Below are 13,294 nucleotides of genomic sequence, written 5' to 3'. Positions count from 1 at the left end.
GCGTAACTATGGCAATCGTATTAATCGCAATTGGATTGTTGTTTACCGGCGTTGATTTTATGGTGGGCAGCGGTATTTCATATCCGGATTTTATACAGCCGACAGGGCTTTATCATGGAATTGATATCCACCCAAGAATACAGCAGTATGTAACGCAGAATATTTTAGGACATAATTTACAGGTGGACATACTGCCTGACGTTATTGGTTGTTTACTTGTGCTGATTGGTGCATTTATGTTCGTGAAGCATAACAAAAAATTCTGGTTTGGTGCACTGTTAGCCATTCTGGCAGGAGGGTGTTCCGTTGCCCTTCGCATCATTCCGTTTTATGTGAATGGTGGAGCCTTGATTTTATCTGCCCTCAGTTTATATTTCTTAGCATTTGTATTTGAAATCTGGATGGAATATATCATGATTTACGTGACGGTAAATGTTTCGGATGACATGGCAAATGTAAGTACCAACCGGAGAATGCAGTTTGGCTGGTGGGTTACCGTATTTGCAAGAATTTTTATTTTCCTTTTGACTTTTGTCGGAATTGGCTCGGTTCGCCATGTTTACGAGGCTGTTGTTTTATTGTTTGCGGTATTTTATCTGTATCAATTAGTGCAGACCCGTAAATATGTGGGAACTTACAAAGTCTACAAAGAGGGCTTTAACAGTGCCGTTTTGCCGGAATATGTAAAGGAAAAAATGATAGGAGTTTCGTACCGTGAAAATCCCGATATTTCGCTGGATGAGCTTCGTTATGTGCGAATTATCCATTATGATTTCAAGGGACAGATTCAGGAAGGTGAACTGGTGGTAAATCAGAAAATTGCATATCCTGTCATGCGGGCATTTTACCAGCTTTACAAATGGGAATATCCGATTGAGCGGGTGCGCCTTGTGGATGATTTTGATGGAGACGATGAAGCGTCCATGGAGGAAAATAACACATCGGCATTCAATTACCGCACGGTTGAGGGGCGCGACGAACTGTCAAAACACGCTCTTGGTATGGCAATTGATATCAATCCGCTGATGAATCCCTATGTCAGAGAGGATGGCTATTTCCCGAAAAATGCAACCGAGTATCTCGAACGTGATATAACCTTGTGTAAGGGAGAGCATAAAGATAAAATGATTCACAAAAAAGATATGGCATATAAAATCTTTAAGAGAAATGGCTTTTTGTGGGGCGGTGACTGGGAAGACTGTAAAGATTACCAGCACTTTTATATGAAGTAGATGAAATGTTTGTTAGTATTTTAGTTTCCGTAATTTAACAAAAGAACTTTGCGTCTCGTGGGCGCTTCCGCTCATTGAGTGCGTAGTGGTATGGGCACTGAAACTACCAGTGCCTCATACCGACGTACTCAAAACCCACGAGTCACAAAGTTCTTTTGTTGAATTACTGGAATCTTAAATAGAAAACTAACAAACATTTCATGTTACGCAATCGCACAAAGTTTTAGTGTCCTTATCAATCGAAATATTGAGATTATTAAGTTGTGGGGAGCTGGTGGTGGTGCGGGTTAAGTAATTTGAGTGAAACAGAGAATAAAATTTTTAGATACAAATAAAACAACAGAAACATTTGCGGTGAGTGGGTTTGAGCGCGTCAGCAGGCGGTACTGGTAGTTTCAGTACCCCTGCTGCTACGCAGCTCAACAAACGAAAGTGCCCACGAAACGCAAATGTTTCTGTTGTTTTATGGCAACTAAAAAACTTAATGTTGTTTCATTCAAACTACTTAATAATCGTCCCGATTCTCTCCTTAATCCCCTGATAAGCGTTCTCAAGCTTTGTAATAATAGCGGTTCGTCCCTCACCGGAGGAAACGAAAGATACGCTGGCATCAACTTTTGGCAGGGTAGTGATGGCATCAAAGTGATTTTCATCAATTAAGGAAATAGCATCGCTTACGCTGATTTTACCAATTGCCTGGCCGTCAGCAGTTTCCATCTGTTCTTTGGAAGTCAGAATCATAAGATGGGAAGCATCTACCATATCAGCAAGTTTTGCGGCAGTATAGTCTTTTTCAATGACGGCACTGGCGCCTTTTAATGTGGTTCCCTGCTCCATAACCGGGATTCCACCGCCGCCGGCTGCAATGACAATCTGTCCGGCATCTAAAAGTGCTTCGATTGCATCAATTTCATAAATATCAACCGGTTTTGGAGAAGCGATGATACGGCGGAAACCGTCTCCTTCCGGTACGACATGATTTCCCTTTTCTTCTTCGGCATCAGCTTCCTCACGCGTCATAACACGTCCAATTACTTTGGTCGGGTGGTTAAATGCTTTGTCAAACGGATCCACACGAACCTGTGTAATAATCGTAGAAACCGGTTTGAAAATACCGCGGTCTAACAATTCGGTACGAATGGCGTTCTGCAAATCGTATCCGATATAACCCTCGCTCATAGCACCGCAGAGAGACATTGGCGCAACGGTATAATTTTTATCGTTATCCAAACGGGCAAATTCAGTCATAGCGGTCTGAATCATGCCGACCTGAGGCCCGTTACTGTGGGTAATTACAATCTGATATTTCTGCTCTACTAAATCGGCAATTGCCTGAGCTGCCTTTTTTACGTTTTTTTTCTGCTCCGGAAATGTCTCACCAAAGGCATTTCGTCCGAGAGCAACAACAATTCTTTTTTCTTTCATGAATCGTAACCTCCATCCGGTATTTTTTATCACAATTAAAGATGTAACTAGTATACCATTTTTTTCATGGTTCGTAAATATTCTTTCTGCTCCTTTGTAATGCGGTAGCTTTCTACAGCCTTCTGAATCGTTTTTTTGTGAACCCAGTCAGAAAGCTTTTTCTTTTCCAAATAAGGAATGGCAGCATCCCACTGCTTGGCAAGAGCAGTGGCAAAATACCACGCAATCATCATATTGACGTAATATTCTTCCGAGCGGATTTTCGCAACAAGTGCCAAATGCTTCTCTGAGAAATCGGCGTCCAGATATAGTCGCAGCAAAATTCCGATGCCGTATCGAATGGTGTATGTGTCATTTGAAGAAATCCATTTTAGAACTTCCCCATACAGTTCCGATTTATGTTTTTTGAATACGCCGGGTGCCGGTAAATCACACGTTGCCCAGTTGTTGATATAGGGAAGAAAACGGTTGATTTCCCACACACAGGTTTCATAATCTTTTTCCGCTGAAATTAACATCATATGAAGATTGTTTTCTTCATAATAATGGTGGGGCAGTTCTTTTAGAAAGCTTTCTGCCTCTTTAGTACCTTTAAAATCTTTGGCAAACGAGCGCAGTGCAGGGGTGCGGATGCCGATGATTCTGTTTTTTTCAATCGTTGGAATCAGTTTACTGTGAAAATCTAAATAAGAAGGGTCCTGCAGGGTAAATAATTGTTTCTGTAATTCGTTCATTTTTCTACCTCCATAAGCAGTATTTTAACGCATAAATAAGGGTTCGTAAAGCATTAACGATTCGTTCATGGATTGTTGACGGAAAGGGCAAAATGATTTATAATAAATACATTATTAAGATGGTCGGAAAGGACGGGGTGATATTATGAAATTAGTATTTATTGGGGCTGACCATGAAGTTACGGGAAGCTGTCATTACATGGAAGTTGGAGATAAAAAATTCTGCGTGGATATTGGTATGGAGCAGGGGCAGGATTTGTTTGAAAATCAGGAGATTCCGGTAAATCCATCAGAGATTGATTTTATTTTGCTGACACACGCACACATAGACCACACGGGTCTTCTTCCCATGTTGTTTGCCAGAGGATTCCGCGGTCAGGTATACGCAACAAAAGCGACAGTGGATTTGAGCCAGATTATGCTTCGTGACAGTGCTCATATCCAGCAGTTTGAGGCAGAGTGGCGGAACCGGAAAGCAAGACGTTCCGGCGGTGAAATTTATGAACCTTTGTATACGATGGAAGATGCCTTAGGTGCAATTCGACTGCTGGTTCCGTGTGAGTATGATAAAAAAGTTACGATTTGCGATGAGGTTACCATTCGATTTACCGATGTGGGACATTTGCTTGGTTCTTCTTCCATTGAAGTATTTGCAAAAGAGGGCGAAGAAGAACGAACGGTTGTCTTTTCCGGAGATCTTGGAAACACACATAAGCCGATTCTCAGAGACCCGATTTATACAAAAGCGGCAGATTATGTTGTTATGGAATCTACATACGGTGACAGACTGCATGGGGAAGAAGCACCGGATTATGTTGGAGAGCTGGCAGCAATTATTGAAAACACTTTCCGCCGTGGCGGTAATGTGGTAGTGCCATCCTTTGCAGTCGGCAGAACACAGGAGATGTTATATTTCTTACGTCAGATTAAGGAGCAGCAGTTAGTGAAGACGCATCCGGATTTTGAAGTGTATGTGGATAGTCCGCTCGCTGTGGAAGCAACGAATATTTTCGGTAAAAATGTTCAGCAGTGTTTTGATGAAGAAGCAAAAGCACTTGTAGAAAAGGGAATTAACCCAATTGGATTTCCGGGCTTGAAATTGTCTATAACAAGCGATGACAGTAAGGCAATTAATTTTGACCAGCAGCCAAAAGTTATTTTGTCGGCATCCGGTATGTGTGAGGCAGGTCGAATCCGCCATCATTTAAAACATAACTTATGGCGTCCGGAGAGTACGATTGTGTTTGTTGGTTATCAGACCAGAGGTACATTAGGACGTGCACTGCTTGAGGGGGCAAAAGAAGTAAAACTGTTTGGTGAAGTGATTGAGGTCAAAGCAGAGATTACGAAAATTGCCGGCATCAGCGGGCATGCAGATAAAAATGGATTATTAAAATGGATTAACAGTTTTACGGATAAACCGCCAAAACGTGTATTTGTCGTTCATGGAGAGGATAAGGTATGCGATGAATTTGCGAGAACACTTACCGATTCCGGTTATAACGCTGTGGCACCGTACAGTGGTACAGTTTTTGACTTGATACAGGGCGAGTTTGTAAAAGAAGCACTTCCGGTTGCTGTGAAGAAGAAAGCGGCAGCGAAGAAACGTTCCGGCGATATGTTCCAGCGTCTATTGACGGCAGGACAGCGTCTGATTTCGGTAATTCGTAAGAATGAGGGATTGAGTAATAAGGATACGGCGAAGTTCACAGACCAGATTCAGGCACTTTGTGATAAGTGGGACCGTCCGTAATTAGAAAAAGAAGAAGAGGAGGTGAGGTTGTGACCACACAGGAAAGTCGTGAACAAGAGATTAAACGGCTCAATGCAGAAAAGGTAAAGCAGATTGCTTTATGTCATTTTTATTCTTATTATGTCAGACATAATATGTCAGACATGCTGGCGTATGTTGGTGAGGATGTAACGTGGCTTGGCTCGCAATCTAATTTTGTGGCACACAACCGTCAGGAGTTTGAAAACCTTCTGGAGAGAGAAATAAAAAAAGTACCAAAGCAATGTGTTATGAAAGTGATATCGGCAGATGTCAGTCAGGTTTCCGGAAATTGTTATCAGGTGACCGGAGAATTGGAACTGCGTCTGCCGGTGCAGGATAATGTTTATTATACGAATTTGCGTTTTTCCATGATGATTTGCAAAGAGGATGGAAAGTTTTCCATTGTATCAATACATACATCCGCGATTAGAAAGACTGCTTTGTGGGATGACACACAGGTACTAAAAGAGAGGCAGAAACAATTTTCAGAAGAAGGCGGAGAGAATATACAGGATCCGGTAACAGGTGTGCTTCAATTAGGAGCATTTAAAGAGCGGGCTGCCAGACAGTTAGAAGATATTTCAAAAGCAAAAAACTATGCGCTTATTTGTACGGATATTTGTAATTTTGAACGGGTAAATAATTTGTATGGTATGCAGAAGGCGGATAAACTTTTGGCGGATACGGCGAAGATGATTATGGCATCGGGCAAATGTATATTGCTTTGCTGCCGCAGTGTGGCAGACCATTTTGTAGCACTTGCCTGTTATCAGGATTTTTCTACATTCCGCAATATGCTCAATGAGTTATGCAATCGTTTTGTAGTGGAAATCGGAAACGAATATTCGGATGCCTATCCGCGGCTTGGTATTGGTGTTTACCGCATTGACAAGGAACATCCGCCGATTCAGAAGATGGTGGAGTATGCCAATCTTGCCAGAAAGAGCTTGCGGACGAATACGACTTCTCATATTGCTGTGTATGACGAGAGAGTGTACACGCAATTGATTCGTGCAGGAAAAATTGAGCAGAGCATGAAAAATGCGATGGCTCAACATGAGTTTAAGGCATTTATACAGCCAAAATATAATTTGGAAACCGGACAGATTGTAGGTGCCGAGGCGTTAGTACGATGGATTCGGGAAGACGGCTCAATGATTTACCCGGATGATTTTATTCCGATTTTTGAAAAAAATGGTTTTATTGTTGAATTGGACTTTTTTATCCTTAGTGAAGTGTGTCGCATGATTCAGAGACGGCTTCAGGAAAAAAGACATTGTGTGCCGATTTCGATTAACCAGTCGCGTGTCTTATTACAGGAAAAAGATTATGTGAAGCGAGTGGCGGACATTTTGAAAAAATATGATACGCCGCCTCGTTATATTGAGTTAGAGTTGACGGAACGGATTTTTAGGGATGATTTGACAGATTTGGCGAAGATGATGGGAGAGCTTCGGAATCTTGGCATCCGCTGGTCCATTGATGATTTTGGAACGGGGTATTCTTCTCTTAATTTATTGAAGGAGTTACCGGTTGACATCATTAAAATTGACAAGTCGTTTTTAGATGAGACAGAGAGTTCCGAGACGAGTAAAATTATTATTAGAAAAACGGTGGAACTGACACAGGAACTGGATAAAACCGTTGTCTGTGAAGGGGTTGAAACAGAAAATCAGGCAGATTATCTTCGAGGCATCCGCTGTGACATGGCGCAGGGATATTTGTATGCAAAACCAATGCCGATGGAAGAGTTTGAAAAATTGCTGGATAAGGAGATATACGGATGAAAAAGGCAGGAAAATTAATTATTGTGACGTTGCTTATCTTGTCCGGATTGACGGCCGGAGCGTATTTTTTTCTCAAAGGACGCGAAGGAGGTCCGTCAAACGAATTTAAAAACCGTATGGCAAAAGAGCAAAGTGATAATCAGACGGATCGCGCTTTTCAGTATGACATGCCGGATAAAGCTACGGTTTTAGCAACGGACGGCGAAGACAAAAATGTTCTTAATTTTGAGTCAAATTCCGTGTATCAGGTTTCAAACTCCAATGAAGCAAGAGCACGTTTAGACCGGTTGATTAAGCGCACCGATGCGGATTTTGATAATCCGATTATAGCGAAAAATCCATTTGGTACGATGGAAAATAGTTTTTATTTTTATTTTCACACTTCATTCCGCTGTATGGTACGGTATACCATCACGGTTGAAGATGAGACGATTTCAGACCATATCCGTTATGTCAATAACGGACAGGAAAATAATTTAGCCAAAGAACATGAATTTCTGGTGGAAGGTCTGCTTCCGGGAAAAACGAATTTTATTGTGATGGAATTAGTTGATTCAACCGGAAATACGAGAGAGACAAAAAACTATCAGTACACAACAGCAGGCAGTCCGTCCGGCATACCACAAAAGATTACGGTAAGTGATGGCTATTCCAAATCTACGTTAGCAAACGGTATGTATTATGTTTTTCCATCCGGGACACCGTGGATTGCAGCTTATGATAATAAAGGAATTCTGCGTGATTTGATTCCGACAGAGTCATTTCATGGTCACCGCATAACGGCTTCGGATGATTGCATTCTTTATCAGATTTCAGAAGATAAGGTGGCGAAAGTATCTGCTCTTGGCAGGGTGACGGGCGTCGTTCAGATGAAAGGCTATGGGAAAATCCGTGATTTTTCTTACGACGGATATAATGAAGTATACTGGCTTGGAAAGAAGAAAAAAAATGAGTATTTACTGGCAACATCTTTCCAGACAGGGAAAACACGGGTTGTGTACCGGTTTAAGAAAGATATTCAGACCGGTTCATTAACTGTGCCGCAAAGTGGTTCGATTGGCGTGGTGGCAAAGAATCCTTCCGGGGTAATTTATTTGGATGCCATTACGGCGGCAAAACCTAAGATTTCTTTTGTTGTCGGAAAAAAGGCGGCATGGAAAAAGGTAACAGCAAAGAAAAAGATAAATGATAATAAGAAATTTACCGGTTGGAATACAAAAGAATCTATGCTTTTATCGCAGGAAAACGAAACAATACCTGCGATGTTAGTGCAGGAAGGAAATCAGTATCTTGCCGTTGAGTGGCAGGCGGATGTGGCAAAGAAGACGGTGCAGAAAAAAGCGTCGGCCACGGCAGTTGAGGCAAAAAGCGGAAGCTTGTTACAAAAGTGTGGAAATAATTATGTGATTGTTTGCGGCACGGCAGGAACCTATTTGGAAATGGGGTCCGACGGTAAAGCGATTCGCCGGTATAACTATGGAAGCGGACTGGATTCGGTGCAGAAACTGACGCTTTCCGGTATGTATTTCTATGGAATCTAAAAAAGTTGTCCATAGGAATAAAAAATGGTTGAGATTATATGCGCAAAAGATGTATAATGGGCATATGATATAAAATTACTTTTAGGAGGGTATACGCAATGAAATTTTTTGTTGACACAGCGAAAATTGAGGACATCAAAAAAGCAAATGAGATGGGGGTTATTTGTGGTGTTACTACGAATCCATCCCTGATTGCCAAAGAGGGCGGAAGAAGTCAGGAAGATGTATTGAAAGAAATCGCATCCATTGTTGATGGTCCAATCAGTGGTGAGGTAAAAGCAACAACCGTAGATGCAGAGGGTATGATTGCAGAAGGTAGAGAAATTGCAAAACTTCATGAGAACATGGTAGTTAAAATCCCAATGACAGTAGAAGGATTGAAAGCAACAAAGGTACTTGCTTCGGAGGGAATTAAATGTAATGTTACATTAATCTTCAGTGCGAATCAGGCACTTTTGGCAGCAAGAGCAGGAGCTGCTTATGTATCTCCATTCTTAGGACGTCTGGATGATATTTCCCAGCCTGGTATCGATTTGATTCGTGACATCGCTGAAATCTTTTCTGTACATGGAATCGAGACAGAAATCATCGCAGCAAGCGTAAGAAATCCAATTCATGTTACGGATTGTGCATTGGCAGGTGCTGATATCGCTACGGTACCATATGGTGTTATTGAGCAGATGACAAAACATCCGTTGACTGATATCGGTATTGAGAAATTCCAGAAAGATTATATTGCTGTTTTTGGTGAATAATTTGGTGAGTAATAAAAAGGAGATTGATTATGAATAAGTTAGAACTTCAGAAAATGGCTGTTGAAGTTCGTAAGGGGATTGTAACTGGGGTTCATAGTGCAAAATCAGGCCACCCGGGCGGCTCCTTGTCAGCAGCAGACATTTTTACTTATCTTTTCTTTGAAGAATTGAATATTGACCCTAAAAATCCGGACAAAGCAGACCGCGACCGTTTCGTGCTTAGTAAAGGACATACGGCTCCCGGCTACTATGCAGCACTGGCAAACCGTGGATTTTTCCCGGTTGAGGATTTGACGACACTTCGCCACGTTGGTTCCTATTTACAGGGACATCCGGATAAAAAGCATATTCCTGGTGTGGATATGTCGAGCGGTTCTTTGGGACAGGGAATTTCGGCAGCAGTCGGAATGGCGTTGTCCGCTAAATTAAGTAATGATGATTATCGTGTTTACACACTTCTTGGTGATGGTGAAATTCAGGAAGGACAGGTTTGGGAGGCAGCAATGTTTGCCAACCACAGAAAACTGGATAATTTTGTTGCCATCGTGGATAATAACGGCTTACAGATTGACGGTGCAGTTGATGATGTATGTTCACCATATCCGATTGATGAGAAATTCAAAGCATTTGGTTTCCATGTAATCGGAGTGGATGGTCATGATTTTGATGCCTTAAAGGCAGCTTTTGATGAAGCAAAACAGACCAAAGGACAGCCTACGGCTATTATTGCAAAAACCGTTAAAGGAAAAGGCGTTTCCTTCATGGAAAATCAGTGTAGCTGGCATGGTACTGCACCAAATGATGAGCAGTATGCACAGGCTATGGAAGAATTAGAGAAAGCAGGTGAGTCTTTATGTCAGAAGTAAAAAAGATTGCTACTCGTGAGAGTTATGGTAATGCATTAGCAGAACTTGGCGCAGAATTTGATAACCTTGTTGTACTGGATGCAGACCTTGCGGCTGCCACAAAGACCGGTATTTTCAAAAAGGCTTTCCCGGAACGCCATATTGACTGTGGTATCGCTGAGTGTAACATGATGGGAATTGCGGCAGGACTGGCAACGACAGGTAAAGTTCCATTTGCAAGTTCTTTTGCGATGTTTGCTGCAGGACGTGCATTTGAGCAGGTTCGTAACTCCATTGGTTATCCGCATCTGAATGTGAAAATCGGCGCAACACATGCCGGTATTTCCGTAGGTGAAGATGGTGCGACACATCAGTGTAATGAAGATATTGCACTGATGCGTACGATTCCCGGTATGACAGTAATTGTTCCATCGGATGATGTAGAAGCAAAAGCAGCCGTTCGTGCTGCCTATGAGCATGACGGTCCATGTTATCTTCGTTTTGGACGTCTGGCTGTGCCGGTAATTAACGATAAACCGGATTATAAATTTGAACTTGGCAAAGGTGTTGTACTTCGTGAAGGTAAGGATGTAACGATTGTTGCAACCGGACTTCCGGTATCCAATTGTCTGGAAGCAGCAGAGAAACTGGCCGCAGACGGCATTGATGCCAAAGTGATTAACATTCATACAATTAAACCTTTGGATGAGGAGTTAATCGTGGCAGCAGCCAAAGAAACCGGCAAAGTGGTAACGGTAGAAGAACATTCTGTTATTGGTGGTCTGGGAAGTGCTGTATGCGATGCATTAGCTGAAAAATGTCCGACAAAGGTTTGCAAAATCGGTGTTAATGATGTATTTGGTGAATCTGGTCCGGCAGTAGAGCTTGTTAAGAAATATGGTTTGGATGCAGACAGCATTTATGAAAAAGTAAAAGCATTTTGTAAATAATTTCATGTAAGTTGATTTTTGGTGGAGAAAATCTACCGGAGGGAAACTTCATGGGCAGGAAAAGGCAATAAATCAGCGGGTGCGCCGGTTTGTTGCCTTTTTTAAAGGAATGGGTAGAGACATGTTATGTATACTTCTAGCCTCGGTTGACTCACCGCAGGATAAAAGAAAACTGGAGTTATTATATGAAAAATACAACCGGCTTATGTACGTCGTAGCAATGCGTGTTTTGCATCATCCGCAGGATGCAGAAGACGCCTGTTTGACGTCGTGGGAAAAGGTTATAAAAAATTTAGATAAAATTGATAAAATAGATTGTCAGAAAACGAAGAGTTTCCTCGTTATTATAGTTGAGAGGACGGCAATTGACCTTTATCGTAAGAATCAAAAGAAAAATCAAAAGGTGCAGGAGATGGATGAGTTTGAAACCAGCCCGTTTTTTTGTAAGCACGAAAGAGGTTATGGCGAAAGCGAGATGATGGAAGTGTTTCATAAGATTCCAAAACTGTATGCGGAGGTTCTGATTCTTCGTTATGTCAACGAATTAGGGGTAAGTGAGATTGCTGAACTTCTTAATATCAAGCAGAATACGGTGTCTAAGAGAATTGCAAGAGGCATTGCAATCATTCGAAAGGAGTGGCTCGGTAATGAATGAGGAGAGTATCAAGAAATTTTTGACGACCTGTGTATATCAGGAGATGAATTCATTTCATCCATCGCAAGACGAAGATTATAATCATGAATTTTCAAAAAAATTCATGAAACGATGGAAACGTTTAAATTGGAGCGAAAAATATTTTGGCAGCCATCTGCGTCTGGCGTATACCGTCCGTAAAGCGGCAGCCGTAGTGATTGTGATTCTTTCCTTAGCTGCTGCTAATCAAGTCAGTGCGAAGGTGTTTGGTTTTAATGCATGGAAATATCTGCTTTCGTATGATTCAAAGGACAAATTGGAAGTAAGGGAGTATGTTGGTCAGAATCAGGATGAAAAAACGAAGGAGAGCCTGCCGGACGTCATTCATGAGAAACCTACATTTGTGCCGAAGGGATTTCGGTATTATTCCCATGATGAACTTTCGTCGGGAAATGCACTTTATGATGAATGGAGAGATGAAAAAGAGAATACATTACAGTATAGCCGTGGTAAAGTTAGGGAAGGAGACCAAATTTACACAGATTCTGAATATGAGCAAAAAATTAAAACAAGTGTTATGGGCTATGAGGCATATTATTATATAAAAGGAAATGAAGAATGGATTATGTGGGATGATAAGGAATATAACTATATGATTCTACTTATTAAGAAAGGAAATTATAAGGCAGAATTATTGAAAATGGCAAATAGTTTGTACCAGAAATAAAAAAATTAAAATTTTTTGTCAGATTTCCTCCTTTTGTATCGTTATTATTAGTATAACGATATATAAGGAGGATTTTTTATGATTACGAAAATCAAAAGAGACACAAAAAGAATGGTATGTTTGCTGGGAATGAGTGCATTATTTGCAGTAAATATGCAAGCAAAAGCTGCTGAGATTAGTGAACCGGCATTGGAGATTGGACCAATTTTGCAAAGTGAAAATGCTGCCATTTTGCAACCTTCGTTTTCAATTTCTTCAAGTGGCACGGCAAATGTTGAAGTGAGGGCAATGGCTAAAGGTGCGACATCAAAAATAGATGTAGAACTTAATTTGCAAAAATATACTTCAAGCACCAAAAAGTGGAAAACAGTAAAAACATGGAAAAAGACAAAAAATGCATCAAATTTGTTGTTTGCAGATAGTTATAAGTTATCAGCAAAAGGTACTTATCGATGCAAATGCACTGCTGTATTCACTAAGAGTGGGAAAAAGGAAACTATTACGAAAACAACTGGTAAAAAACAGTATAAGTAATATCATGTGTTGTGAAAATATGGGTTAAAATGACCGTTCATACCCCAAAAACGACCGTTCATGACTTTTATGTTTTATGCGATGTATTTTGTGTTATGATAGCAGACGGGAGGGGAAAGCAAAAATGAAAATTGATTTTGACTGGTTAATTATGATGCCACTAAGTTTTTTATATATTGGGATTGTGTTTTATTATGTTAAATATAAGAAAAGGAAAGTTCCTTATATCATAGTATTTACTTTGTTCGTTGCTTATATGGCAGAGGTACTCAAATATACCCAGTTTCCAATTTGTTTAAACGCGGATATGGAAGAACTAAACAGGCAATGTGTAAATTACATACCATTTCATTTTT

13 protein-coding genes are annotated in these 13,294 nt (G+C 40.9%); 11 read left to right on the top strand and 2 right to left on the bottom strand.

What is annotated here, in order from left to right:
- Nucleotides 1–8 precede the first annotated feature (8 nt).
- Nucleotides 9–1,232 carry a M15 family metallopeptidase gene (locus DW005_RS09580; protein WP_117479126.1) on the top strand — a complete coding sequence of 408 codons (1,224 nt, stop codon included), beginning with the start codon at nt 9–11 and terminating at the stop codon, nt 1,230–1,232.
- A gap of 501 nt (nt 1,233–1,733) precedes the next feature.
- Here DW005_RS09580 and arcC read toward each other — a convergent pair.
- Nucleotides 1,734–2,657 carry a carbamate kinase gene (arcC, locus tag DW005_RS09575; RefSeq protein ID WP_022377154.1) on the bottom strand — a complete coding sequence of 308 codons (924 nt, stop codon included), beginning with the start codon at nt 2,655–2,657 and terminating at the stop codon, nt 1,734–1,736.
- Between the two features lie 47 nt (nt 2,658–2,704).
- Nucleotides 2,705–3,391: a DNA alkylation repair protein gene (locus DW005_RS09570; protein ID WP_117479125.1), complete on the bottom strand. Its 687-nt coding sequence runs from the start codon at nt 3,389–3,391 to the stop codon at nt 2,705–2,707.
- A 145-nt stretch (nt 3,392–3,536) separates the two neighbouring features.
- Between DW005_RS09570 and DW005_RS09565 the strand changes: the two genes are divergently transcribed.
- The 10 genes from DW005_RS09565 to DW005_RS13995 form a co-directional block, all read left to right on the top strand.
- A complete protein-coding gene (locus DW005_RS09565) occupies nt 3,537–5,144 on the top strand; it encodes an MBL fold metallo-hydrolase (RefSeq protein WP_117479124.1) in 1,608 nt (535 codons plus the stop codon).
- Between the two features lie 29 nt (nt 5,145–5,173).
- Nucleotides 5,174–6,952 carry an EAL domain-containing protein gene (locus DW005_RS09560; protein WP_117479123.1) on the top strand — a complete coding sequence of 593 codons (1,779 nt, stop codon included), beginning with the start codon at nt 5,174–5,176 and terminating at the stop codon, nt 6,950–6,952.
- Complete coding sequence (locus tag DW005_RS09555; protein WP_117479122.1) at nt 6,949–8,493, top strand: aryl-sulfate sulfotransferase N-terminal domain-containing protein; 1,545 nt, start codon at nt 6,949–6,951, stop codon at nt 8,491–8,493. The genes DW005_RS09560 and DW005_RS09555 overlap by 4 nt, the downstream gene beginning before the upstream one ends.
- Before the next feature lie 98 nt (nt 8,494–8,591).
- Nucleotides 8,592–9,248, top strand: a complete 657-nt coding sequence (gene fsa, locus DW005_RS09550; protein WP_022377160.1) for a fructose-6-phosphate aldolase — start codon at nt 8,592–8,594, stop codon at nt 9,246–9,248.
- A 29-nt stretch (nt 9,249–9,277) separates the two neighbouring features.
- On the top strand, nt 9,278–10,114 hold the full coding sequence (locus DW005_RS09545; protein ID WP_117479121.1) for a transketolase: 837 nt from the start codon (nt 9,278–9,280) through the stop codon (nt 10,112–10,114).
- The gene (locus DW005_RS09540; RefSeq protein ID WP_117479120.1) at nt 10,102–11,043 is read left to right on the top strand and encodes a transketolase family protein; all 942 of its coding nucleotides are present in this window, start codon (nt 10,102–10,104) and stop codon (nt 11,041–11,043) included. Before DW005_RS09545 ends, DW005_RS09540 begins: the two co-directional genes overlap by 13 nt.
- A gap of 121 nt (nt 11,044–11,164) precedes the next feature.
- The gene (locus DW005_RS09535; RefSeq protein ID WP_181975013.1) at nt 11,165–11,698 is read left to right on the top strand and encodes a sigma-70 family RNA polymerase sigma factor; all 534 of its coding nucleotides are present in this window, start codon (nt 11,165–11,167) and stop codon (nt 11,696–11,698) included.
- Nucleotides 11,691–12,404: a DUF4367 domain-containing protein gene (locus DW005_RS09530; RefSeq protein ID WP_117479118.1), complete on the top strand. Its 714-nt coding sequence runs from the start codon at nt 11,691–11,693 to the stop codon at nt 12,402–12,404. Before DW005_RS09535 ends, DW005_RS09530 begins: the two co-directional genes overlap by 8 nt.
- A gap of 78 nt (nt 12,405–12,482) precedes the next feature.
- Nucleotides 12,483–12,938, top strand: a complete 456-nt coding sequence (locus tag DW005_RS09525; RefSeq protein WP_022377165.1) for a hypothetical protein — start codon at nt 12,483–12,485, stop codon at nt 12,936–12,938.
- 124 nt (nt 12,939–13,062) lie between these two features.
- On the top strand, nt 13,063–13,294 hold a 232-nt coding region (locus tag DW005_RS13995; RefSeq protein WP_207658736.1), incomplete at its 3' end, for a hypothetical protein.

The sequence above is a fragment of the Clostridium sp. AF36-4 genome (assembly GCF_003435975.1).
Lineage (GTDB): Bacteria > Bacillota > Clostridia > Lachnospirales > Lachnospiraceae > Eubacterium_F.
The sequence above is the reverse complement of the archived record's forward strand: the minus strand, read 5'-3'. Positions and strand labels throughout refer to the sequence as shown.

Coding starts and splice junctions, on each gene's coding strand:
- DW005_RS09580 (WP_117479126.1), top strand. CDS start 9: ATGGCAATCGTATTAATCGCAATTGGATTGTTGTTTACCGGCGTTGAT.
- arcC (WP_022377154.1), bottom strand. CDS start 2,657: ATGAAAGAAAAAAGAATTGTTGTTGCTCTCGGACGAAATGCCTTTGGT.
- DW005_RS09570 (WP_117479125.1), bottom strand. CDS start 3,391: ATGAACGAATTACAGAAACAATTATTTACCCTGCAGGACCCTTCTTAT.
- DW005_RS09565 (WP_117479124.1), top strand. CDS start 3,537: ATGAAATTAGTATTTATTGGGGCTGACCATGAAGTTACGGGAAGCTGT.
- DW005_RS09555 (WP_117479122.1), top strand. CDS start 6,949: ATGAAAAAGGCAGGAAAATTAATTATTGTGACGTTGCTTATCTTGTCC.
- fsa (WP_022377160.1), top strand. CDS start 8,592: ATGAAATTTTTTGTTGACACAGCGAAAATTGAGGACATCAAAAAAGCA.
- DW005_RS09545 (WP_117479121.1), top strand. CDS start 9,278: ATGAATAAGTTAGAACTTCAGAAAATGGCTGTTGAAGTTCGTAAGGGG.
- DW005_RS09540 (WP_117479120.1), top strand. CDS start 10,102: ATGTCAGAAGTAAAAAAGATTGCTACTCGTGAGAGTTATGGTAATGCA.
- DW005_RS09535 (WP_181975013.1), top strand. CDS start 11,165: ATGTTATGTATACTTCTAGCCTCGGTTGACTCACCGCAGGATAAAAGA.
- DW005_RS09530 (WP_117479118.1), top strand. CDS start 11,691: ATGAATGAGGAGAGTATCAAGAAATTTTTGACGACCTGTGTATATCAG.
- DW005_RS09525 (WP_022377165.1), top strand. CDS start 12,483: ATGATTACGAAAATCAAAAGAGACACAAAAAGAATGGTATGTTTGCTG.